Genomic DNA, 22,027 nt, shown 5'->3' on the forward strand with positions numbered 1-22,027 from the left:
CGGCCCGCCCGGGCGCCCGGGCGGACGCGCCCCGGGCCCCGCCGCCGTCCCGCCGCCGGGTGGTTCCCGGCCGCTTCCGGAGACCGGGAACCCGTGTCCGACCGGTGTTTCCGCCCGGGGGCGAGGGGTACTGCGCGAGGTGCGCAAGGAGGGAGGAGGGACGCAAGGAGGGAAGGGAACGGCACGCCGGTCGGCCTCCTGGCGTTCCCCCGCGGCCCGCCGCCGCACCGGCCCGCCGCTTCCACCGCCGCACGGCCCCGGTGGTCATGGGACGGCTTCCGCCCGCCCCGTACGAGCGGGCCGCCCGGAACGCCCGGCCCCGCGCGCACCCGCGGGCCGGGGAAGTCGCCGGGACCGCGCGGGCGTCCCCCGGACGAGAACGGACCCCTGTCATGAACTGCTACGAATGCCAGGCCCAGGGCCGGACCACCACCGCCGTCGCGGTGTGCTCGCGCTGCCACGTGGGGCTGTGTCCCGAGCACCTGCGGATGGAGACGGAGATCGTCAGCGAACCGCGGGGCATGGGCCAGGTGAGCCAGAAGCCCGAGGCCCGCCGCGCGCTGTGCGAGGTGTGCCAGCGGGCGGAGGGCTGACACCGGACCACCCGCCCGGCCCGCACCGCCGACGGCGCCGCCCCCACCGCCGGCCTCGTCACCCACGACAACGACAACGCCGACAGCACCACCGACGACCCGACAACCGGACGGGCCCCGGCGCGGCCGCGCCGGGGGCGGACGCACGACCGTGCGGCACGCGTACCGGTACACGCACTGACGCATGGTTCACCCAGGAGTGCCCGTGCTGGTTCTGATCGCCGCCCACATCGTCGTGGCCGCCGTCCTCCCCGCCCTCGCGTCCCGGACCGGCCGCGCAGTCTGGGCGGTCGCCACACTGGTGCCGCTGGCCGCGCTGGGCTGGGCGGCGGCGCTCGCCCCCACCGTGCTCGACGGCGAAGCGCCCGTCGAACGCCTCACCTGGGCACCCTCGCTGGGCCTGGAGGTCATCCTGCGGCTGGACGCGCTCTCGCTGCTGATGGTGGGGGTCGTCAGCGGCGTAGGGGCCGCCGTCCTGGCCTACTCCGCCCGCTACACCGAGGAGGGCCACGGCCGTGAGTCCGCGCTGCTCCTCGCCTTCGCCGGGACGATGCTCGGCCTGGTCACCGCCGACAACCTGCTGGTCCTGTACGTCTTCTGGGAACTGACCACCGTGGTGTCGTTCCTGCTCATCGCGGGCCGGGGCCGCACCCGGGAGCACCGCGCCGCGGCCGAGCAGGCGCTGATGGTCACCACGGGCGGCGGCCTGGCGATGCTGCTGGGCTTCGTCCTGCTGGGCGAGTCGGCCGGCACCTACCGCGTCTCCGAACTGGTCGCCGCTCCTCCGCGGGGCGGCTATGTGCCCGTCGCCCTGGTCCTCGTCCTGATCGGGGTCTTCGCCAAGTCGGCGCAGTTGCCCCTGCACGGCTGGCTGCCCGCCGCGATGGTGGCACCGACCCCGGTGAGCGCCTACCTGCACGCGGCCGCCATGGTCAAGGCCGGGGTCTACCTGGTGGCCCGGCTGGCCCCGGGCTTCGCCGACGCCGGACCCTGGCGCCCCCTCGTCCTCACCGTCGGACTGCTCTCCCTGCTGGTGGGCGCCTGGCGGGCCCTGTGGGAGAGCGACCTCAAGCGCGTCCTGGCGTACGGCACCATCAGCGAACTCGGCCTGCTGATCGCGCTGTTCGGCTACGGCACCCGCAATGCCGCGCTCGCCGGCGCGGTGATGCTGCTGGCGCACGCCACCTTCAAGTCGGCGCTGTTCCTCACCACCGGACTGGTGGAGCACCACACCGGCACCCGCGACCTCGGCCGGCTCTCCGGCCTGGGCCGCCGCAGGCCGGTCCTGCTGGCGCTGGCCGCGCTCGCGGCCGCCTCCATGGCCGGACTGCCGCCGCTGGTCGGTTACCTGGGCCACGAGGCGTACTTCGACACCTTCTCCGAGGCGGTCCTGCAGGGGGCCGGAGCGGGCGAGGGATGGGTGCTGGTCGCCCTGGCCGCCGGCTCGGCGCTCACCGTGGCCTACTCCGCCCGGTTCCTGTGGGGCGCCTTCGGCGACAAGCCCGGCGTGGAGCCGCTCCCCGCGGACGGCTCCGGCGACCGGGCGCCCGGCATGGCGGTGCCCATCGGCCTCCTGGTGGCGGCGGCCCTGGCGCTGGGCGTGTGGTACCCGGGCACCGAGGCGCTCACCGAGCCCTACGCGGACCGGATGCCGCAGCGCCAGGCGCCGTACCACCTCGCGCTCTGGCACGGGCCCACCCCCGCCCTGGCACTGTCCGCCGCCGCCCTGGCCGCCGGTCTCGTCCTCCACCGGGTGCGTCCCGCCCTGGCCGCGGTGCGCGGCCGGCTGCCCCGGGCCCCCGACGCGCAGGAGGGCTACCGGCGGCTGCGCCACGGCCTGGACGAGGCGGCCGTACGCTTCACCCGCCGCACCCAGGTCGGTTCCCTGCCCGTCTACCTCACCGTGCTGCTGGCGACCGTGCTGCTGGTGCCCGGCACCGCCCTGCTGCTGAGCCGGACCCCGCTGCCCGCCCCGCCGCTGTGGTCCTCGGCCCTCCAGGTGCCGCTCGGCGCGGTGGTGCTGGTTCCGGCGATCGTCCTCGCCCGCGTACGGCACCGGCTGGCCGCAGCCCTGCTGGCCGGCGCGGTCGGCTACGGGACGGCCGGGTTCTTCCTGGTGCAGGGAGCACCGGACCTGGCCCTCACCCAATTCCTCGTCGAGACGCTGACCCTGGTGATCATCGTGCTGGTGCTGCGCGGACTCCCGGCCGAGGTCGGCTCCCTGCCCGGCTCGCGCCGCGCCCGCAGGCTGCGCCTGTCGGTGTCGGTGGCCTGCGGGGCGCTGGTCGGACTGCTCGCCGTGGCCGCCTCCGCCGCCCGCCGGGAGCCCCCGGTCTCCACCTACTACGCGGACCACGTGACGGACGCCGGCTTCCACAACGTGGTCAACGCGATCATCGTGGACTTCCGCGCCATGGACACCCTCGGTGAGATCGCCGTGCTGGTGGTGACGGCGATCGGGGTGGGCGCGCTGATCGCCGTGCAGGGCGGCGAGCGGAGCGGCGGGGCCAGGACGGTCCGGGCCGGGCCCCCGGCCGCGGACCGCCATCCGCGCGCCGCCGGCTGGGCCGTGCCGCGCGAGCAGTGGCTGCCGGAGGCGCGGGAACTGCCCGCCCACGACCGCTCGATCCTGCTGGAGGTCGTGACCCGGCTGCTGTTCCCGGCCGTCCTGGTGTTCTCGGTCTACCTGCTCTACTCGGGCCATCTGCGCCCAGGCGGCGGCTTCGCCGGGGGACTGGTGGCCGGGCAGGCGTTCACCCTGCGCTATCTGGTCGGAGGCCGGGCCGACACCGCGTTCGTCGGCCCGCTCGACCCCCGCGTCGTCGCGGGCGGCGGGCTGGCCCTGGCGGCGGCGGCCGGACTGGCCCCGATCCCCTTCGGCGGCGAGCCGCTGTCCACCGCGCTCGTCGGCGGGACGCTGCCGGTGCTCGGCCATGTCGAGCTGACCACCAGTGTGGTCTTCGACACCGGGATCTACCTGCTGGTCGCCGGGGTGTGCCTGAAGCTGCTGTCGGCCGTGGGCCCGGCCCAGGTGTCCGTACAGGAGGCCGCACGGGAACCCGACAACGCGCCCGGGGCGTCCGGTGCCCCCGGCGCGCCCGACGACGACCCCGGGAGCCGCGAGCGATGACGGAACTCGACCTGACGTCGGCCGTGGTGGTGGGCGGACTGTTCGCCGCCGGCCTCCACCTGCTCCTGCAACGCTCCCTGATGCGCCTGCTGTTCGGCTTCCTGGTGCTCGGCCACGCCACCAACCTGCTGGTGCTGCTGGCCGCGGGCCCGCCGGGCAGGCCCCCCGTCACCGGGGAGGGACACGGGGACGCCGCCTCCTTCGCCGACCCGCTGCCGCAGGCCATGGCCCTGACCGCGATCGTCATCACCTTCGGCGTCACCGTCCTGCTGCTCGCCCTGGTCTACCGGGGCTGGCAGTTGCGCGGCCACGACGAGGTCCGCGACGACGTCGAGGACCGCAGGCTGGGGGAGAGCGGCCCGCGGGAGAGGAGGGAGGAACGGTGACCGGCTGGCTGCTCGTCGCGCCCGTCCTGCTGCCCGTGCTGGTGGCGGGCCTCTCCCTGGCCGTGTGGCGCAGCGCCGGCACCCAGCGGCTGCTGGGCGTCGGCGTGCTCTCGACGGTGCTGGCCGACTCCGCGGTCCTGCTGGTGCTCGCCGACCGGAACGGCCCGCTGGTGCTCCACGTCGGCGGCTGGCCGGCCCCGGCCGGGGTCTCCCTGGTGGCCGACCGGCTGTCGACGCTGCTGATGACCATGGCGCTGGCGGTGACGCTCGCCGTGCTGGTCTTCGCCGTCGGACAGGGCACCGCCGAGGGCGGCGACCCGGTCCACGCCCCCTTCCACCCGACCTACCTGCTGCTGGCGGCGGGGGTCTGCCTGGCGTTCCTCGCCGGGGACCTGTTCAACCTCTTCGTGGCCTTCGAGCTGATGCTCGCCGCCTCGTACGTGCTGATCAACCTGAACGCCGACGAGGGCCGCATCCGGGCCGGGATGACGTACACCATCACCAGCCTGCTGTCCTCGCTGCTCTTCCTCACCGCCATCGGGCTGCTCTACGCGGCCACCGGCACGGTCAACCTGGCCGACCTCGCCCGCCGCGTCCCGGAACTCCCCGACGGCCTGCGGACCGTGTTCAGCCTGCTGCTGCTGATCGTGTTCGGCATCAAGGCCGCCGTGGTGCCGCTGCACTTCTGGCTGCCGGACAGCTATCCGACCGCCCCGGCGCCCATCACCGCCGTACTCGCCGCGCTGCTGACCAAGGTCGGCCTGTACGCGATGGTGCGGACCCAGACGCTGCTCTTCCCCCGCCCGGAGCCCTGGCCCCCGCTGCTGGTCGCGGCGGCGCTGACCCTCCTGGTGGGCGCGGTGGGCGCCGTCGCCCAGCGGGACCTCAACCGGCTGCTGTCCTTCGTCCTGGTCAGCCACATCGGCTACATGCTCTTCGGCCTCTCCCTGTACACCGTCGAAGGGCTGACCGGGACCGTCCTCTACGCCGTCCACCACATCGCGGCCCAGGCGGCGCTGTTCCTGATCGCCGGCCTGGTGGTGAGCTGGAGCGGCACCGCCGCGCTGCCGAAGCTGGCCCGGGCGGCCCCACCGCCGGGGCTGGTGGCGGGCCTGTTCATGGTCGCCGCCCTCAGCCTGGCCGGGATCCCGCCGCTGTCCGGTTTCGTCGCCAAGCTCGCCCTGCTGCGCGCCGGGGTGGACCGGGGCGGCGCGGCCGTCCTCGCCCTGCTGGCCGCCGCCCTGGTCACCAGCCTGCTGACGCTGTACCTGATGGCCCGGGTGTGGCAGGCGGCGTTCGCGGCGGGTCCGGCCCGCCCGCCCGCCGTGCGGCGCCCGGGCGGCCTCCGGCTGATGCTCGGCGCCACGACGGGCACCGTGCTGGTCGGCGTGGCGGTGGCGGTGGCCGCCGGGCCACTGGCCCGGGTCAGCGAACGCGCCGCGGTGGACCTGCTGGAACGCGACACGTACCGGGAAGCCGTGCTCCAGCGGCACGCCGACGGAACCGACGGAACCGACGAACAGGACCGGGAGCGCCGATGACACCGACGAACACCCCCGCCGATCCGCCGCGCCGGGCCTGGCGCCGGTGGCCGGTGGTCACCGGACTGTGGCTGCTGTGGACCGTGTTGTGGGGATCGGTGAGTCCGGTCGTGCTCGTCGGCGGGGCGGTGGTGGCCGCGCTGGTGGTCCTCCTCTTCCCGCTGCCCCCGGTCACCCACCGGCTGGCGGCCCGTCCGCTGTGGGCGGTGGCCCTGGCGGGGCACCTCATGGTGGACCTGGTCGGTTCGGCCCTCGTCGTGGCACGGGAGGCGCTGCTGCGCGGGCCCCGGGTGAGGGCGGCGGTGCTGGAGGCGCCGCTGCGGGTGGACACCGATCTGCTGATCACCGCCACGGCCCACCTGACCACGCTGACGCCGGGCTCGATGGTGCTGGAGGTCGACCGCGGGGGACGGCGGTTCTACATCCACTCGCTGCCCGTGCGCAACGCCGCGGAGGCCGAGGCGCAGCGCGGGGACGTCGCGGCCGCCGAACGCTGGGTGCTGCGCGCCCTGAGCACCACCGCGGCGCGCGAGGACCTGCCCCGGCGGGCGCGGCGGTACGGCGGACAGCAGGACGGGGACCAGGGGGAGGGACGGCGGTGAACGCGGTCGCGGTCGTCGCCCTGGCCCTGCTCTCGGCCGCGGCGCTGCTCGTGCTGGTCCGCCTGGTGCGCGGCCCGCGCGCCCTGGACCGGATCGTGGCGGTGGAGGTCCTGGTGACGCTGATCGTCGCCGGGACGTGCGTGGCCGTCGCCGTGTGGGAGTACACGGCGTTCGTGCCCGTGCTGATCGTGCTGGCACTGCTGGGCTTCATCGGGTCGATGGCGGCGGCGCGGCTCGTCGAGGAACGGAAGGACCTGCGGTGAGGGACCTGTTGGCCACGGTGGCGGCCACCGTCTCGGCCGTGCTGCTGCTGACCGGCGCCGTCTTCTGCCTGCTGGGCGCCGTCGGGCTGCTGCGCTTCCCGGACGCCGTCACCCGGCTGCAGGCGTCCGCCAAGGCCCAGACACTGGGCGTGCTGTTGACCCTGCTCGGCGCGGCCCTGCGGGTGCCCGCCCCGTACGCCGGGCTGCTGCTGCTCGTGGCGGTCTTCCAACTGTTCACCGTGCCCGTCACCAGCCAGGTCATCGGCCGCGTCGCCTACCGCACCGGCGCGGTGGACCAAAGCACCCTGTTCACGGACGAGCTGGCCGGGCGGCTCGCGCCCCCGGACCCGCCGGGCGCCCCGGGCACCGGGGAGGACACCGGAGCCGGGGACGACCGGGGGCGCGAGCCCTGAGGGCGGCGCGGACCGGGAGGGCGCGTCGGCCGGAGCCGTCAGCGGACCGGACGCAGCACCATCGCCGAGCCCCCGCCGCGCCGCTCCGGTTCGGCCACGGCCAGCGTCCGCCCGTCGTCGAGGACCTCCAGCGCGGCGACCGCCCCGATCTCCGGTGCCGGGGTGAAGGCCGCCGGCGGGAGGACGAACCGGTGCCCCAGCCGCTCCAGCGGCGCACGCTCCGCGGAGGAGTCCAGGAACGCCGGTTCCGCCAGCGTGGTCGCGGTGTTGCGCTGCGACAGCCGGGGCGCGGCGACCGCCTGCGGGAGCGTCATGCCCAGGTCGAGCCGGTTCACCAGGGTCTGGAGCACGGTGGTGATGATGGTGGAGCCGCCCGGCGAACCGAGCGCGAGCAGCGGCTCCCCGTCCTCCAGCACGATCGTGGGCGCCATGCTGCTACGCGGGCGCTTGCCCGGCCCGGGCAGGTTGGGGCCGTCCACCTCCTGCGACAGCGGGGTGAAGTCGAAGTCCGTCAGCTCGTTGTTGAGCAGGAAGCCCCGGCCGGGCACGGTGATCGCCGAGCCGCCGGTCTGCTCGATGGTGAGCGTGTACGACACCACGTTCCCCCAGCGGTCCGCGGTCACCAGGTGCGTGGTGGACGGGCCCTCGTACGGCTCGTCGCCGCCCCGGCCCGCCGTGCAGTCCCACGAGGCGGGGTCGCGCGGGTCGGCGGGGGCGAGCGGGCTGGTCAGGGCGCGGCCGGGGTCGATCAGGCAGGCCCGCTCCTTGGCGAAGCGCTCCGACAGCAGCTCCTCGGCGGGCACGTCGGAGAACGCCGGGTCGCCCACCCACCGGTTGCGGTCGGCGTACGCGATGCGGCTCGCCTCCAGGTAGTGGTGGAGGGCCCGGGTGCGGTCCGTCCCGGCCAGGTCGGTGTTCTCCAGGATGTTCAGCGCCTCGCCGACCGTGGTGCCGCCGGAGGAGGAGGGGGCCATGGAGTACACCTCCACGCCCCGGTACTCCACCCGCGTCGGCTTCCGGTGCAGCACGCGGTAGCGGTCCAGGTCGGCGGTGGTCATCAGCCCCGGCCGCACGGTGCGGTCCGCGTCCGGCGCCACGGGCGGGCGCTGGACCGTACGGGCGATCTCGCGGGCCAGCGGCCCCTCGTAGAGCGCGTCGGCGCCCTCGCGGGCCAGCAGCCGGTAGGTGCCGGCCAGGCCGGGGTTGCGGAACACCGAGCCGACCTCGGGCAGCCGGCCGCCGGGCAGGAACAGCTCGGCGGTGGGGGTGAAGTCCCGGAAGCGGTCCTCGTTCATCGCCGTCTGCGCGCGGAACTCCTCGTTCACCACGAAGCCGCGCTCGGCGATCCGGGTGGCGGGCCGCAGCGCCGCGGCCAGGGAGACCGTGCCCCAGCCCTCCAGGGCCTCCTCCCAGGTCGCGGGCGTGCCCGGCACGCCCACCGACAGGCCCGAGTTGACCGCCTCGTCGAAGGGGATCGGCCGACCGGTGGCCGGATCGAGGAAGGCGTCCCGGCCCATGGCGGCCGGCGCGGTCTCCCGTCCGTCGATGGTGTGCACCCGCCCGGTGCGCGCCTGGTAGTGGACGAAGTAGCCGCCGCCCCCGACGCCCGCCGAGTAGGGCTCGACGACACCGAGCGCCGCGGCGGTGGCCACGGCGGCGTCGACCGCGTTGCCGCCCGCGCGCAGCACGTCCAGCCCGGCCCGCGAGGCGTACGGGTTGACGCTGGCGACCGCGCCGCCGTAGCCGGTCGCGACGGCGTGCCGGGCGGGCGGCTCGCGGCCGGAGTCGGCCGCGGCGGCGGACGACCGCGGTGACAGCAGCGGCAGGGCCAGGGACAGCACCAGGGACAGCGCCAGGAACAGCACCAGGGGCACGGCCGCGGCGACGGCGCCGCGGCCGGAGGGACGGCGGGAGCGGGAGGGGCGTGCGGGGCGGACGGACATGGAGCCTCCGTGGCCTGACGGGAACGCTCGAACGGCCGGACGACAAAGCGATGACGAAACCCTCCCAGCCGACCGCGGCCGCGGCAACCGCGCCGCGCCGCACCACACCGCGCCGGCCAGCGCGGTGTGGTGCGGCGCGGCGGCATGACCGGCGGCGGCGCCGGGTACCCGGCGGGCGGTCCAGCGGGAGGTGACCAGCCATGCCGACCACCGGCCGCCGGTCGCGCACCGGCACCGAACCCGTGACGGCCCGCAGCGCCCTGGGCCTGCGGCTGCTGCTCTCCGTCCTGTACACCCCGGTGTTCCTGGCCGGGACGGTGTTCTTCGCGGTCTGGTCCGGGCGGGCCGGGCCGGACGACATCCCCGACGCGGACTCCCTGGCCACGATCGCCTGGATCTGCGCCGCGCTGACCGTGCTGGGGCTGGTCGACCTGGTCGTCGTCACGGTGCGCCGCAGGCGCGAACGCGAACGGGGTGCGCGGGAGGAGCGGTACGGGCGCTGACGGCCCGCGCCGCCCGCCCCGTGCACCCCGGACCGGGGGAGGCCGGAGCGGCGGGGGAGATCAGGGCCGCAGGACGATCTTCACCGCGCCGTCGGCCTTCTTCTGGAACATCTCGTACGCCTCCGGCGCCCGCTCCAGCGGCATGTGGTGGGTGGCGAAGCCGTCCACGCCCAGCACGTCGCCGTCCGTCAGCAGCGGCATGATGTCCGGCACCCAGCGCCGCACGTTGGCCTGCCCCATGCGGAGCTGGATCTGCTTGTCGAACATGGTGAGCATCGGCAGCGGGTCGGTCATCCCGCCGTAGACGCCGATGACCGAGACGGTGCCGCCGCGCCGCACGGCGTCGATGGCCAGGTGGAGGGCGGCCAGCCGGTCCACGCCCGCCGTGGTCATCAGCTTCTCGGCGACCTTCTTCGGCAGCAGCCCGGCCGACTTCTGCGCCAGGCCGGCCACCGCGCTGCCGTGGGCCTCCATGCCCACCGCGTCGATCACGGCGTCGGTGCCGCGCCCGTCGGTGCGGTCGCGGACGGCCTCGGCGACGTCGTCGACCTCGGTGAGGTCCAGCACCTCCACGCCGCGCGCCCGGGCCCGCTCCAGCCGCTCCGGCACCAGGTCGACCCCGATCACCTTCTCGGCGCCCCGGTGGAGGGCGACCCGGCAGCACATGTCGCCGATGGGCCCCAGCCCCAGCACGGTCAGCGTGCCGCCCTTGGGGACCGCCGCGTACTCCACCGCCTGCCAGGCCGTCGGCAGCACGTCCGACAGGTACAGGAAGCGGTCGTCCGGCGGGCCCTCGGGCACCTTGATCGGGCCGTAGTGCGCCTGCGGCACCCGCAGGTACTGGGCCTGGGCGCCGGGCACCGCGCCGTAGAGTTTGGTGTAGCCGAAGATGGCGGCACCGCTGCCGTGCCTGCGCACCTGAGTGGTCTCGCACTGGGTCTGCAGGTTCTGGGAGCACATGAAGCAGGAGCCGCAGGCGATCTGGAACGGGATCACCACCCGGTCGCCGGGGGCGAGGTGCTCCACCTCGGGACCGACCTCCTCCACCACGCCCATCGGCTCGTGACCGAGGATGTCGCCCTCCGCCATGAACGGCGTCAGAACGTCGTACAGATGCAGGTCCGAGCCGCACAGCCCGGCCGACGTGATCCGCACGACCGCGTCCGTGGGCTCGCGCACGGCCGGATCGGGCACCTCGTCCACCCGTACGTCGCGCCGACCGTGCCAGACCGCTGCCTTCATCTCTCCACCTCCTGTAGGGAACCGTCCGGGTACCCGCGGGCGGGGCGGCCTACCACCGCGGCCGCACTCCGGGACGCCGTGCCGGCGCCGCCGGTGGTGGGGGCGTCAGAGGGAGGCGAGCCTGCGCAGGTCCTGGGGGAGCCTGCGGTGCGGCAGCGAAAGGTGCTCGAAGTCCTCGTCGTCGGGGGTGGGCAGGTGCTCGATGAGCGTCCTCAGGTGGACGGGGAGGGTCGGGGGGAGGCATTCGTGGCACTGGGCGATCAGGGAGTTGCGGACGCTCTCGTCGAGCAGGGGGGGCAGGGCGCCGGCCGGTGCGCCGGTGGCCCGGGGGGCGAGCTGGTGGACCTGGTGGCGCCAGTGGGCGGCGTCCGCGTACTCCGCCCGGATCCGGTGGCTCAGGTAGAGGCAGAACGCGGCGGTGCGGTTGCCGTCCCCGGCGGCGTACTGCCACCAGAACTCGGCCGCGTCCGGGTTCTCGGCGAGGTGGAGGAGCGCACCGAGGACGGTGGCGCCGTCGGGGTCCGGCAGGCTGTCGTCGCACAGCCGGGCGGGGCCGCGCACACCGCGGGCGGGTGCCGTGAAGCGTGTTAGGGAAGCGTCATCCGAGGTATCCGGTGTGCATGTTGTTGCTCAGGCCACCGGGGGTGTACGCGCCACAGGCCGACACCTGGCTGCTGCGGCGGGCGCTGCAGGACGCCGCCCTGGCGCCCGGCGCCCGCGTCCTCGACCTGTGCACGGGCACCGGAGTCCTCGCCATGGCCGCCCTGCGGATGGGCGCGGCCGAGGCCGTGGCGCTGGACGCCTCACCCCGGGCCGTGCTCGCCGCGCGCTGCAACGCCTGGCTGCACCGGCTGCCGCTGACGGTGCGGCGCGGCGACCTCGCCGAAGCCGTGGCGGAGGCGGGGGACGGCCGCCGCTTCGACGTCGTCCTCGCCAATCCGCCGTACGTGCCCTCCCCGGACCGCGAGCTGCCCCGGCGCGGGGCGGCGATGTGCTGGGACGGCGGGCCGGACGGCCGCGCGGTGCTGGACCGGCTGTGCGCCGGCGCGCCGGCGCTGCTGGCGCCGGGCGGCACCCTGCTGCTGGTCCACTCCGAGCTGTGCGACACGGACCGGACGCTGGACCTGCTGTACGGGGAGGGCCTGGAGCCCTCGGTGGTGGCCCGCAGCACCATTCCGTTCGGCCCGGTGCTGCGCGGACGCGCCGCCTGGCTGGAGGCCCGCGGCCTGATCGCCCCGGGCCAGTGCACGGAGGAGCTGGTGGTGATCCGTGCCGACCGGCCCTGACCGGAGGGAGGACCTGCCGGACGGCCCGCCGGGCGGGTGCCCCGCGGAGCCGGGGGACCGGCGCGCCCGGCGCGTGGTGGTCGACCCCGAGGGGCCGGTGCTGATCGAGGGGCCGGTGGAGGTCGAACTCCCCGACGGCCGGACCGCCCGCTCCGACCGCTTCGTGGTCGCCCTGTGCGTCTGCCGCCGCAGCCACCGCTACCCGTGGTGCGACACCAGCCACCGCCGCCGGGAGCGCCGCGCCCGGCCCGCCGCCGCGGCCCCGGACGCGGAGGCGGAGGCGGAGGCGGACACCGGCGCGGACCCGGAGACGGACAACGGCGGCCGGACGGACCGGGCCTGATCAGGCCGCCGCCCCGGCGGTGGCGTTCCTGGCCGCGAAGGCGACCCAGGCCGCCAGCGCCGCCAGCGCGGCCACGGTGGTCAGCGCCCGGGGCAGCCCGAAGCCCTCGGCGAGGAAGCCGATGCAGACGGGACCGACCAGCATGCCGCCGTACCCCAGGGTGGAGGCGACGGCGACGCCGGACGGGCCGCTGATCGCCCCCGCCCGCGCGATGGCCACCGGGAAGATGTTGGCCAGACCCAGGCCGGTCAGTGCGAAGCCCAGCAGCACCAGCCAGAGGAACGGGGCCAGCGCCCCCAGCAGCATGCCGCCGCAGGCCACCAGCCCGCCCGCCACCACGCACGTGGTGGGCCCCAGCCGCTCCAGCGCCGCGGTGCCGAGGAGGCGGCCGGCCGCCATGGCGAGCGCCACGGCCGCGTAGCCCGCCGCGGCGATGCCCGGTCCGGCGTGGAGGTCCTGCTCGATGTGCAGCGCGCCCCACTCGGCGAGCGCGCCCTCGCCGTACGCGGTGCACAGGGCGATCAGGCCGAAGACGGCCACCAGGCCCCGGCCCCCGCCGCCCCGCCGGGCCCCCTCGCGGCGGAGCGCGGACGCCCCGTCCGACGCCTCGTCCGCCGCGCCGCCGGAAGGGAGCCTGTCGGCGCGGGGCACCGGGTGGGCCAGCAGGACGCGTCCCGCCACCGCGGTGGCCAGCAGGCCGGCCGGCACCAGCAGCAGCAGGTGCGGCGTGGGCGGCAGGTGCGGCGCCAGCAGGCCGCCGAGCCCGGCCCCGGCCAGGCCGCCGAGGCTGTAGGCGGCGTGGAAGCCGGGCATCACCGGCCGGCGCAGGGCGTCGACGACTTCGAGGGCCAGGCTGTTCATCCCCACGTTGAGGCCGCCGTAGCCGACGCCGAAGACGAGCAGCACCAGCCCCAGCGCCAGGGGGCTGTGGACGAGCGACGGCAGGACCACGGAGAGCGAGAGCAGCACGCCGGTGACGACGGTGACCCGCGGGCTGCCGAAGCGGCGGCACAGCCCGCCCGCGAGCAGCATGGTGGCCACCGCCCCGGCCGACACCCCGAGCAGTGCCAGCCCCAGGTCCCCGGCGGACGCGCCGACCTGCTCCTTCACCGCGGGGATCCGGACCACCCAGCCGGCGAAGAGGAATCCGTCGAGGGCGAAGAAGACGGTGAGGGCGATGCGGAGGCGGGTCAGGACGGAGGAGGCCGGACGGACGGTCTTCGGCCACAGCGCGTCGGTGGTCCTCATCGGCCCAGCCTAGGGACCGGGCAGAAGCGGGACAAGACGTTATGGGAGCGCTCTCAGAAATGGCCGGACACCACTCGGTCGGGCGCTGCGGAGCCGGGGGCCGGCGTGTCCGCGCCGCCCGCCCGGGCCCCGGTCGGCGGTCAGGCGTCGAGCGGACGGCGCAGTGAACTCGCGTTCCGGCGCCAGGAGTCCAGCAGGTGACCGGCCAGGCGGCCCTCCAGCAGCTCCGTGGCCCGGATGCCGAACACCACGTCGGCGGCGAGTTCCGGCTCGCGCTCCAGCAGGTCGCCGATGACGTCCCGGCGCATCACCTGCTCGTGGACGGCGTCCGCCTCGATGTGCTCGGTGAAGAACAGCACGCACTCCGGCGCGGCGCCCAGCCGCTCCAGCGCCCTGGCCATCTTCCGGGCGCTGGGGGCGGTGCTGATCTCGGCCGCCGCGAAGTGGCCGACCAGCGCGCCCCGCAGGGAGCGGTGCAGCCCGCACAGCGACATCAGGTTCACCGTGGCCAGCGCCGGGGCGGGCACGTCGTCGAGGTAGTGCAGGTAGGACGGGTCCAGGCCGGCCCCCGCCAGCAGGTCGGCGAACAGCCGCGCGTGCACCCGTTCGCCCCGGCCTCCGCCGAACTCGTCGTACTCCACCGCCACCAGCGCGGCCTTGGCCCGTCCGTCGAGGCGGGGGATGACCCAGGCGTGCGGATCGGCCTCCTTGAGGTGGTAGACCGAACGGTGCGCGAGGTACTCGCGCATCTGCCACCACTCGCCCTCGCGCAGCAGGAAGTCCGAGACCCCGCCGCCCTCGGCGGGCTCCACCAGCAGCGGGTCCAGCGCGGCGGCCACATCGGCGTCGGAGGGGTCGTGCGCGGTGGTGTCGCGGCGCAGTGCCGTCAGGAAGACCCGCTCCAGACCGGCGCGCAACCGCAGCAGGTCCGGATCCCACTCCCACTCCGGGGACACGCCCGCGAAGCCCCGGTAGTGCAGCTCGTAGCAGGCGTACAGGGCCAGTTGGAGGTCGTCGCCGTACGGGTCGGCGCCCTCCACCGCCGCTGTGAGGGACGACGGCGGCCGGGCGGGCGGCGGCGCGGCCAGGGTCTGGAGGACGGCCGCGCTCAGCTCGCCGCGCGCCCCCGGAAGGGGGGCGGTGACGGCGCCGGAGGCGGCGGACGTGCCGGTGCCGGTCGTCATGTCTCCTCGCGCTCCCTCGCGTCGGTCAGCTCCGCCAGCAGTTCCACCACCGCCAGGGGACCGCCCCGGGCCCAGGCGCGCCGCTGGCGGTCGGCCCCGGTGCCGTCCCGGCGCACCGCCGCCAGCAGCCGCCGTACGGTCGCGGTGTCGCCGGTCTCCTCCAGCGCGGGCCCGACGTGCCGCAGCAGGGCGCCCACCAGGTCGGCGGCCGGCACCCGGGCGCGGGTGAGCGGGTCCACGCCCTCGCCCGCCAGGCCGTACCGCGCCGCGGCCCACACCGCGGCCGTGGCCGCCCGGTCGTCCAGCTCCGGCTCGGGCACCCCCGCCTCCAGGTCGGCCAGGGCGCGGCGCACCAGGGCCCGCCCGAGCGCGGCCTGGAGCACGGCGTCGTCGACGGTGGCCGCCGCGTCCGCGACCCGGAACTCGACCGTGGGCAGCCACGGCGAGGGACGCATCAGCCAGAAGCTCATCCGGTCGTCGACCAGCGCGCCGTACGTCACCAGCCGCTCCACCTCCGCGTCGTAGGCGGCCGCGTCGGGGAAGCGGGGCGGCATCCCGGAGGCGGGGAAGCGCCGCTGCTCCATCATGCGCCAGCTCGCGTAGCCGTGGTCGCGGCCGTGGGAGATGGGGGAGTTCGCCGACAGCGCCAGCAGCGTCGGCAGCCAGGGGCGCACCCGGTTGACCACGGCCACCGCGGTCTCCCGGTCGGGCACGCCCACGTGGACGTGGCAGCCGCACACCTCGTAGTCGTCCACGACGTCGGCGAAGAGCTCCGAGATGCGCCGGAACCGCTCCCCGCCGGCCACCGGGGTCCGCCCGTCGCTCAGCACGGCCGTACCGCTCGACAGCAGGTACAGGCCCTCCTCGCGGGCGGCGTCCGCCAGGCGGGCGCGGTCCGCCGTCAGCCGGTCGCGCAGCTCGTCGAGCGTGGTGCACACCGCGGTCGCGGACTCCACCTGGCTGGCCAGGAACTCGGCCTTGCAACCGGAGCCGTCGGCCGTGGGCGCCTCCTGGTGGGCGCGCCGCAGCACCGCCTGCGCGCCGGGCACGGTGCGCGCGGTGGTCGGGTCGGTCAGGAGGAACTCCTCCTCGACCCCCATGGTCACTCCCCCAGCGGTTCCGTCCCTGGTCACGGCAGTGTGAGTACCCCCGGCCCGCCGCGCGAAACGGCCGCGGGGTTTTCCGGGGGCGGCCGCGGGTACCGCGGGGAACCCGCCCCGGGCGCCACCGGCACGGCGGCGGAACGCACCCCCGGACGCGACTCCCGGCCGCCGGCCGGGCCACGGCAGCTCACGGAAGGAACCCGCACATGGCGCAACGGCAGGACGCGAGGAGGAGCGGGATCAGCGGCGACGACGGCGACAACGTCGTCGCGCTGCTGATGCGGCAGCACGGCGAGATCCGCAACCTCTTCGACGAGGTGGAGGCGGCCCGGGGCGACGCCCGGCGCGACGCCTTCCGCCGTCTGGTGAGGATGCTGGCGGTGCACGAGACCGCCGAGGAAGAGGTGGTCCACCCCTACGCCCGGCGCGGCATCGAGGGCGGCGAGGAGGTGGTGGAGCAGCGCCTGGCGGAGGAGCGGAAGGCCAAGGAGACCCTGAAGGAACTGGAGGACATGGACCCGGGCGACCCGGCGTTCATGCCCCGGCTGGAGGCGCTGCGGCGCGACGTGGAGGAGCACGCCCGCGCCGAGGAGCGCTACGAGTTCGTGCACCTCGTGCGCGAGGCCGAGCCCGGCCGGCTCCGCACCATGGCCAGGGCGGTCAGGGCGGCGGAGGCGACGGCGCCCACCCACCCGCACCCGGGGACGGAGACCGCCGCGGAGAACCTGGCCCTCGGCCCGCTGGCCGCCGTGGCCGACCGCGCCCGGGACGCCGTGCGCAAGGTCATGGGCAAGGACTGAGCGGCGCCGCGCCCCCGGCGGCCGGTGACTGCCCGCAGCCGGAGGGCCGGAACACCGGACACGGCCGGGCCGCCGTCCTTCCGCGGGAACACCGCGGAGGGACGGCGGCCCGGTGCCGGGGGCTCCCGGGTCTCCCCGCCGGGGCTCAGACCCGCTCGCGCAGCGACGGGACCGGGTGCTCGCCCTCGGTGTCCATCCGGTACTCGTGCCCGAACATCTCCCGGTGCTCGTCGATCACCTGCTCGCTCGGCGGCTCCTCGCCCCCGTGGAGCTGCTCCTGCATCCGCTCGAAGCGCTCGTGGGCCTCGCGCACGTACCCCGCCCCCAGCGTCGTCAGGTCCAGTTGGGTGGCCAGCAGCTCCCGGATGTAGCCCTTGTTGGGTTCGAAGGTCAGGACGTCGGGCAGCCGCGGCGCCAGGACCTCCTCCGGCTCGCGCCCGTCGTGGCGCCGCATCAGGTCGCAGGCGATGCGCAGGTGTTCCAGCTCCATGTTCAGGTGCAGCTCCCAGATCGCCTTGACCTTCGGGTCGCTCTCCTGCTCCATGAACGAGTAGTACAGGTAGCACTCGTTGTACTCGTGGTGGACCAGCCGCTCCCACCAGGTCTCGCCCGGGTCCACCAGCGACTCGTAGTGCGTGACGTGCTCCTCCTCGATGAGCCCGATCTCCTGGTAGAGCCGGCGGGCGATGGGCTCCATGTACTGGGGGCCGACGTTCATGTAGAAGTTCATGGTCTGCTGCTCCGCCGACATGATGGTCAGCGCGTGCAGCTTGGAGAGCGGGTCCGTCCGGTCCTTGTCGTACGGGTCGCGCACGTTGTCGGCCGGGTGCCGGTGGTGGTACTTGGTCGGCCGCCCCGGGATGATCTCGGTGAGCTGGTCGACGATCTTCTCGGCCTTGCGGTGCTCGATCATCTCGTACAGGTTCGAGTACCGGTACAGGTGGTCGAAGTCCTCCAGGACGCCGAACTGGTACGCCTGCTTCAGGTACGGGTCCGGCTCCATCCGGGCCACCCAGGCGGTGAGGTCGACGGCCACCTGCTCGTAGGCGATCGTGGTCTCCAGCACCGAGGAGAGCCCCGGCAGCAGCCAGTTGACCGCCTTCTGCTGCTGTTGCTCGGTGTACCGCACCTCCGCGAGCTGCCGCTTGACGTCCATGTCGGGGCACACCCGGGCGAAGTGGTGGCTGAACATGATCGCCTCGACCTCGATGCCGTTCATGGTGATGATGCGGCAGCGGGTGTAGGGGTCGGCGTGGTTGGGGTCGATCGGCTCGACGTCCAGCTCCCGCCAGGTGCGGATCTGCCGGTCCAGGGGGATGCCGCGCTGTTCCAAGGGGTTGAAGGTCACCTGGGTCCTCCTGCTCGTGTACGGCCTGGAGCGCCCGGCGGCCGCCGCGCGGTCGCCGCATCGGCCCGCCGTCCTCGTCACTCTCCGGTGACGCCCCCGTACCGGGCGCGGCCGCCGGGGTACCCGCGTCACCACCCCCGAAACGGATCGATCGGGGCGAAGCGGGGGCGGGACGCGCGTTTCCGCCGGGTACCGGCGGGTACCGGCGGGGCGATGACGACCGACCGGATCACCGACGCGTGTACGCCCCTGACCGGCACCGTGACCCGGAGGGAGACCGACCATGGCTGACCAGACGGCTGACGAGCACGAGCCCACCGGAATGGAGGAGAGCGGGCCCGGGCCCGGCGACGAGGGCGCCACCGCCACCGACGACGAGACCCCCGGCCTGCCGCCCGACGACGCCCCCGCCACCGGCCCCAGCCCCGGCGACTCGGCGCTGGAGGGCCCCAACGACCCCGGCGCCGCCCCGGAGGACGAGGGCATCCCGGACCTGCAGAACGGCTCGCCCGAGCAGGAGTGGATGAGCGACCCGCAGCAGATGCCCGTCCCCGGCGAGCGGCCGGTGGCCGCCGACCGGTGGGGCACCACCTACGCCGAGCAGGTCGAGGGCGAGTCCCTGGACCAGCGGCTGGCGGAGGAGGAGCCCGACGTGGGGGAGACCTCCTCGGCCTACGGGCCCCCGACGGAGCAGACCGGCCAGCTCAGCGACGACCCCCTCCAGGAACGCCCGGCCAACCAGGACGTGTTCTCCCACGAGTCGCCCGCCGAGGGGCTGGCCCCGGAGGAGGCGGCCGTCCACACCGTGGCCGACGACCGCGACATCGGCCAGCTCAGGGGAGCGGAGGACGAGGACCAGTCCGGCCCGCCCGAGGGCGTGGGCGAGGTCGGCCCGTCCGGAGAGGGCGAGGGGACCGGTGTGCACCCGGACCGGGGAGGGTCGCGGAAGCCGTGAGCGAACTCCCCGCCGAGCACGAGTCGTACTGGCTGGCCTCCGCCCCCGTCACCCCCGGCAACTCCCATCCGCCGCTGGAACCCGGCAGCCGGACCGAGACGGACGTCGTGGTGGTCGGCGGCGGCATCGCGGGCCTGTGCACCGCCTGGGAACTCGCCCGCGCCGGCCGCCGGGTCACCGTCGTGGAGGCCGACCGGATCGCCGCCGGGGTGACGGGCCACACGACCGCCAAGGTCACCGCCCAGCACTCCCTGATCTACGACGACCTGCGGCGCCGCCACGGTGCCGAGGGCGCCCGGCTGTACGCGCGCTCCCAGCAGGACGCCATCGAGCACCTGGTCTCCGTCGTCGGCGAACTGGGCGTCGACTGCGACCTGGAGAGGGTCCCGGCCTACACCTGGGCGGAGTCCGCCGAACAGGACGAGAAGGTCCGCGCCGAGGCCGAGGCCGCCGCCGAGGCCGGACTGCCCGCCTCCTACGTCACCGACACCCCGCTGCCCTTCCCGGTGCGGGGCGCGGTCAGGGTGGCGGACCAGGCGCAGTTCCACCCGCGCAGGTACCTGCTGGCCCTCGCCGAGGACCTGGTGCGGCGGGGCGGACGGATCGCCGAGCGCACCCGGGTGGTCGGCCTGGAGGAGGGCGAGCCGTGCACGGTGACCGCCGAGAACGGCGCCACGGTCACCGCCGGCGCGGTCGTCGTCGCCACCCACTACCCCGTCTTCGACCGGGCGCTGCTGTTCTCCCGGCTGGAGCCGCACCGCGAACTCGTCGTCGCCGCCGCGATCCCCGCCGACCGGGACCCGGCCGGGATGTACATCACGCCCGAGGACAACACCCGTTCGGTGCGCACCGCGCCGTACGGGGACGGGCAGCGGCTGCTCATCGTCACCGGCGAGCGGTTCCTGCCCGGCACGGCGGACGTCACCGAGCGCTTCGGGAGGCTGGCCGCCTGGGTGGCCGAACGCTTCCCCGGCGCCCGCGTCGTCCACCGCTGGGCGACCCAGGACAACGACTCCACCGACCGGGTCCCCTTCATCGGTCCCTTCCACCCCGGCGCGCGCCACACCTACGTCGCCACCGGCTTCGGCGGCTGGGGGATGAGCAGCGGCGTGCTCGCCGGCCGGCTGCTCGCCGCGTACGCCACCGGCGGCGAACTCCCGCCCTGGGCCGGCCTGTACGACCCCAGGCGCCTGCCCGGCTTCCGCGAGGCCCCCTCGCTGCTGGGCCTCCAGGCCACCGTCGCCAAGCACTTCGTCGGCGACCGGCTGCGCCCCTCCCACGCGGACTCCGTGGAGGAGATCGCCCCCGGCAGCGGCGCGATCGTGCGGATCGGCGGCCGCCGCTGCGCCGTCCACCGCGACGCCGAGGGCCAGGTGCACGCCGTCTCCGCCCGCTGCACGCACCTGGGCTGCCTGGTCCACTTCAACGACGCGGAGCAGGCCTGGGAATGCCCCTGCCACGGCTCGCGCTTCGCCCCCGACGGCTCGGTGCTCCAGGGCCCGGCGACCCGTCCGCTGGAGCCGCGCGACCTCGGGTGACCACCGCGCGGGGGCGGCCCCGCGCCGTCCGCGAACGGCCCCCCGTGGCCGGGGCGTTGGAGGTGTCGGAGGTGCTGCGCGTTCAGATCCGGACGCCGTGGGAGCGCAGGTAGGCCAGCGGGTCGATGTCGGAGCCGTAGCCGGGGCCGGTGCGGACCTCGAAGTGCAGGTGCGGGCCGGTGCTGTTGCCGGTGGAGCCCGAACGCCCGATCCGCTGCCCGGCGTTGACCTGCTGGCCGGCGCGCACGGAGATCGCCGACAGGTGGGCGTACTGGCTGTAGCGGCCGTCGGCGTGCCGGACGACGACCTGGTAGCCGTACGCGCCGCCCCAGCCGGCCGAGACCACCTGGCCGCGGCTGACGGCCCGCACCGACGTCCCGGTGGGCACGGGGAAGTCGACACCGGTGTGGTAGCCGCTGGACCAACTGCTGCCCGACTGCCGGTAGGCGGTGCTGGGACCGACACCGGAGACGGGGGCGGTGAAGGACGGCGAGCTCTCCGCCCGCTGGGACGTCCGGTCCGCCTTCTCCGGCTTGGCCTGGGCCCTGACCTTCTCCTGGGCCTTGGGCTTCTGCTGGACCCTGGGCTTCTCCTGCGCCTTGGGCTTCTGCTGCGCCTTGGGCTTCTCCTGGACCCTGGGCTTCTGCTGCGCCCCGGACCCGGTCCTCTCCTGGGCCCGGGGCTCGGCCCCGGCGGTGCTCCGCCCCTGCTGGAGGTGGAGCCGCTGGCCGGGGAAGATCAGGTTCGGATCCTCGCCCACGACCGTGCGGTTGCGCTCGTACAGCGCCTGCCAGCCGCCCCGGACGTCGTGCTCGTCGGCGATCCCGAAGAGCGTGTCACCGCCGGCCACCACGTACGAGCGGCCCGCCTCGTCGGGCCGCTCGCGCGGCTTCTCCCGCTCCCCGGCCTTCCCGGAGCGCTCGGCGCCCCCGGCGGCTCCGGTGTCCTGGGCGGGTCTGGTGTCCTTGGTGGCCTTGGTGGTCCCGACGGTCTCGGCGCGGTCCGTCCGGGGGGCGGGGACGGCCGGGGAGCCCTGGTGGTCTCGGGTCAGCCCGGCCCGGTCCGAGCAGACCGGCCAGGCGCCCGGGCCCTGCTGGTCGAGCACGCGCTCGGCGACGGCGATCTGCTCCTGCCGGGTCGCCAGGTCGGCCCGGGAGGCGTAGGCGGTGCCGCCGAATTCCTGCCAGGTGCTCTGCTTGAACTGTAATCCGCCGTAATAACCGTTTCCGGTGTTGATATTCCACTTCCCGCTGCTCTCGCAGGCGGCGACCTTGCTCCAGATCTCGTCGGGCGCCGCGTGGGCGGTGGTGGCGCCGATCAGTGGGATGGCTATTCCCGCACCGCTCGCGGTGACGGTCAGCGATGCGCGGGAAACCGCGTTGGGCTTGTAACGGCGATGACGTCCACGTCCGGCCACGGCCGGTCCCTCCCCTTACGCCGTAACCGGCGCTCCGTCAGTCGTGCTCGGTTGAGCATTCACAGAATTCGGTCGACGAGCGCGCCAAACATAGACGCGCCCGTCGCAATCCGGCAAGGGGTGGACTTTGCCGCCACCGGAAAAGGGCGGAGCCGTGGCGCGCCAGGGCGCACGACGGTGCGAAACGGC

21 protein-coding genes are annotated in these 22,027 nt (G+C 75.2%); 13 read left to right on the forward strand and 8 right to left on the reverse strand.

Annotation, left to right across the window (positions count from 1 at the left end):
• Positions 1–392 precede the first annotated feature (392 nt).
• The 7 genes from VE546_RS10785 (at position 393) to mnhG (ending at position 6,928) form a co-directional block, all read left to right on the forward strand.
• A complete protein-coding gene (locus VE546_RS10785; RefSeq protein WP_324921015.1) occupies positions 393–593 on the forward strand; it encodes a DUF2180 family protein in 201 nt (66 codons plus the stop codon).
• Positions 594–798: 205 nt separating this feature from the next.
• Positions 799–3,723, forward strand: a complete 2,925-nt coding sequence (locus tag VE546_RS10790) for a Na+/H+ antiporter subunit A (RefSeq protein WP_324921017.1) — start codon at positions 799–801, stop codon at positions 3,721–3,723.
• Entirely contained in the window at positions 3,720–4,109 is a 390-nt protein-coding gene (locus VE546_RS10795) for a Na(+)/H(+) antiporter subunit C (protein ID WP_324921019.1), read from the forward strand. Before VE546_RS10790 ends, VE546_RS10795 begins: the two co-directional genes overlap by 4 nt.
• Entirely contained in the window at positions 4,106–5,650 is a 1,545-nt protein-coding gene (locus tag VE546_RS10800; RefSeq protein WP_324921021.1) for a proton-conducting transporter membrane subunit, read from the forward strand. Before VE546_RS10795 ends, VE546_RS10800 begins: the two co-directional genes overlap by 4 nt.
• The gene (locus VE546_RS10805) at positions 5,647–6,252 is read left to right on the forward strand and encodes a Na+/H+ antiporter subunit E (RefSeq protein WP_324921023.1); all 606 of its coding nucleotides are present in this window, start codon (positions 5,647–5,649) and stop codon (positions 6,250–6,252) included. Before VE546_RS10800 ends, VE546_RS10805 begins: the two co-directional genes overlap by 4 nt.
• A complete protein-coding gene (locus VE546_RS10810; protein WP_324921026.1) occupies positions 6,249–6,515 on the forward strand; it encodes a monovalent cation/H+ antiporter complex subunit F in 267 nt (88 codons plus the stop codon). Before VE546_RS10805 ends, VE546_RS10810 begins: the two co-directional genes overlap by 4 nt.
• Complete coding sequence (gene mnhG / locus VE546_RS10815; RefSeq protein WP_324921027.1) at positions 6,512–6,928, forward strand: monovalent cation/H(+) antiporter subunit G; 417 nt, start codon at positions 6,512–6,514, stop codon at positions 6,926–6,928. Before VE546_RS10810 ends, mnhG begins: the two co-directional genes overlap by 4 nt.
• 38 nt (positions 6,929–6,966) lie before the next feature.
• Here mnhG and ggt read toward each other — a convergent pair whose 3' ends face one another.
• Positions 6,967–8,871, reverse strand: coding sequence for a gamma-glutamyltransferase (gene ggt, locus VE546_RS10820; protein WP_324921029.1), 1,905 nt, complete (start codon positions 8,869–8,871; stop codon positions 6,967–6,969).
• 200 nt (positions 8,872–9,071) lie between these two features.
• On the opposite strand from ggt, the gene VE546_RS10825 reads away from it, so the two are divergent.
• Positions 9,072–9,374, forward strand: a complete 303-nt coding sequence (locus VE546_RS10825; RefSeq protein ID WP_324921031.1) for a DUF6343 family protein — start codon at positions 9,072–9,074, stop codon at positions 9,372–9,374.
• 60 nt (positions 9,375–9,434) lie between these two features.
• Here VE546_RS10825 and VE546_RS10830 read toward each other — a convergent pair whose 3' ends face one another.
• Positions 9,435–10,616 carry a zinc-dependent alcohol dehydrogenase gene (locus tag VE546_RS10830; protein ID WP_324921033.1) on the reverse strand — a complete coding sequence of 394 codons (1,182 nt, stop codon included), beginning with the start codon at positions 10,614–10,616 and terminating at the stop codon, positions 9,435–9,437.
• Between the two features lie 105 nt (positions 10,617–10,721).
• Complete coding sequence (locus VE546_RS10835; RefSeq protein ID WP_324921035.1) at positions 10,722–11,177, reverse strand: hypothetical protein; 456 nt, start codon at positions 11,175–11,177, stop codon at positions 10,722–10,724.
• Between the two features lie 59 nt (positions 11,178–11,236).
• Between VE546_RS10835 and VE546_RS10840 the strand changes: the two genes are divergently transcribed.
• The gene (locus VE546_RS10840; RefSeq protein ID WP_324921036.1) at positions 11,237–11,902 is read left to right on the forward strand and encodes a HemK2/MTQ2 family protein methyltransferase; all 666 of its coding nucleotides are present in this window, start codon (positions 11,237–11,239) and stop codon (positions 11,900–11,902) included.
• Positions 11,886–12,245 (forward strand): CDGSH iron-sulfur domain-containing protein, encoded by a 360-nt coding sequence (locus VE546_RS10845; RefSeq protein WP_414720444.1) that lies wholly within the window; start codon positions 11,886–11,888, stop codon positions 12,243–12,245. The genes VE546_RS10840 and VE546_RS10845 overlap by 17 nt, the downstream gene beginning before the upstream one ends.
• On the opposite strand, the gene VE546_RS10850 is transcribed toward VE546_RS10845, so the two are convergent.
• The 3 genes from VE546_RS10850 to VE546_RS10860 form a co-directional block, all read right to left on the reverse strand.
• A complete protein-coding gene (locus VE546_RS10850; RefSeq protein ID WP_324921038.1) occupies positions 12,246–13,493 on the reverse strand; it encodes an MFS transporter in 1,248 nt (415 codons plus the stop codon). It abuts the gene before it with no gap.
• Positions 13,494–13,633: 140 nt separating this feature from the next.
• A complete protein-coding gene (locus VE546_RS10855; protein WP_324921040.1) occupies positions 13,634–14,677 on the reverse strand; it encodes an iron-containing redox enzyme family protein in 1,044 nt (347 codons plus the stop codon).
• Positions 14,674–15,777, reverse strand: coding sequence for a glutamate--cysteine ligase (locus VE546_RS10860; protein ID WP_324921042.1), 1,104 nt, complete (start codon positions 15,775–15,777; stop codon positions 14,674–14,676). Before VE546_RS10860 ends, VE546_RS10855 begins: the two co-directional genes overlap by 4 nt.
• A 209-nt stretch (positions 15,778–15,986) precedes the next feature.
• Between VE546_RS10860 and VE546_RS10865 the strand changes: the two genes are divergently transcribed.
• Positions 15,987–16,580 (forward strand): hemerythrin domain-containing protein, encoded by a 594-nt coding sequence (locus tag VE546_RS10865; protein WP_324921044.1) that lies wholly within the window; start codon positions 15,987–15,989, stop codon positions 16,578–16,580.
• 145 nt (positions 16,581–16,725) lie between these two features.
• On the opposite strand, the gene VE546_RS10870 is transcribed toward VE546_RS10865, so the two are convergent.
• Positions 16,726–17,928 carry a hypothetical protein gene (locus tag VE546_RS10870; RefSeq protein WP_324921046.1) on the reverse strand — a complete coding sequence of 401 codons (1,203 nt, stop codon included), beginning with the start codon at positions 17,926–17,928 and terminating at the stop codon, positions 16,726–16,728.
• 283 nt (positions 17,929–18,211) lie between these two features.
• Here VE546_RS10870 and VE546_RS10875 point away from each other — a divergent pair, with 283 nt between their 5' ends.
• On the forward strand, positions 18,212–18,883 hold the full coding sequence (locus tag VE546_RS10875; RefSeq protein WP_324921048.1) for a hypothetical protein: 672 nt from the start codon (positions 18,212–18,214) through the stop codon (positions 18,881–18,883).
• Positions 18,880–20,421, forward strand: coding sequence for an FAD-dependent oxidoreductase (locus tag VE546_RS10880; RefSeq protein ID WP_324921050.1), 1,542 nt, complete (start codon positions 18,880–18,882; stop codon positions 20,419–20,421). Before VE546_RS10875 ends, VE546_RS10880 begins: the two co-directional genes overlap by 4 nt.
• Positions 20,422–20,503: 82 nt before the next feature.
• Here the strand turns inward: VE546_RS10880 and VE546_RS10885 are convergent, their stop codons facing one another.
• Positions 20,504–21,838 (reverse strand): transglycosylase family protein, encoded by a 1,335-nt coding sequence (locus VE546_RS10885; RefSeq protein ID WP_324921052.1) that lies wholly within the window; start codon positions 21,836–21,838, stop codon positions 20,504–20,506.
• Positions 21,839–22,027 lie beyond the last annotated feature (189 nt).

Source organism: Streptomyces sp., from assembly GCF_035644915.1.
Taxonomy (GTDB): domain Bacteria; phylum Actinomycetota; class Actinomycetes; order Streptomycetales; family Streptomycetaceae; genus Streptomyces.

Coding starts and splice junctions, on each gene's coding strand:
- VE546_RS10855 (WP_324921040.1), bottom strand. CDS start 14,677: ATGACGACCGGCACCGGCACGTCCGCCGCCTCCGGCGCCGTCACCGCC.
- VE546_RS10850 (WP_324921038.1), bottom strand. CDS start 13,493: ATGAGGACCACCGACGCGCTGTGGCCGAAGACCGTCCGTCCGGCCTCC.
- VE546_RS10875 (WP_324921048.1), top strand. CDS start 18,212: ATGGCTGACCAGACGGCTGACGAGCACGAGCCCACCGGAATGGAGGAG.
- VE546_RS10860 (WP_324921042.1), bottom strand. CDS start 15,777: ATGGGGGTCGAGGAGGAGTTCCTCCTGACCGACCCGACCACCGCGCGC.
- ggt (WP_324921029.1), bottom strand. CDS start 8,871: ATGTCCGTCCGCCCCGCACGCCCCTCCCGCTCCCGCCGTCCCTCCGGC.
- VE546_RS10795 (WP_324921019.1), top strand. CDS start 3,720: ATGACGGAACTCGACCTGACGTCGGCCGTGGTGGTGGGCGGACTGTTC.
- VE546_RS10785 (WP_324921015.1), top strand. CDS start 393: ATGAACTGCTACGAATGCCAGGCCCAGGGCCGGACCACCACCGCCGTC.
- VE546_RS10825 (WP_324921031.1), top strand. CDS start 9,072: ATGCCGACCACCGGCCGCCGGTCGCGCACCGGCACCGAACCCGTGACG.
- VE546_RS10840 (WP_324921036.1), top strand. CDS start 11,237: ATGTTGTTGCTCAGGCCACCGGGGGTGTACGCGCCACAGGCCGACACC.
- VE546_RS10830 (WP_324921033.1), bottom strand. CDS start 10,616: ATGAAGGCAGCGGTCTGGCACGGTCGGCGCGACGTACGGGTGGACGAG.
- VE546_RS10865 (WP_324921044.1), top strand. CDS start 15,987: ATGGCGCAACGGCAGGACGCGAGGAGGAGCGGGATCAGCGGCGACGAC.
- VE546_RS10805 (WP_324921023.1), top strand. CDS start 5,647: ATGACACCGACGAACACCCCCGCCGATCCGCCGCGCCGGGCCTGGCGC.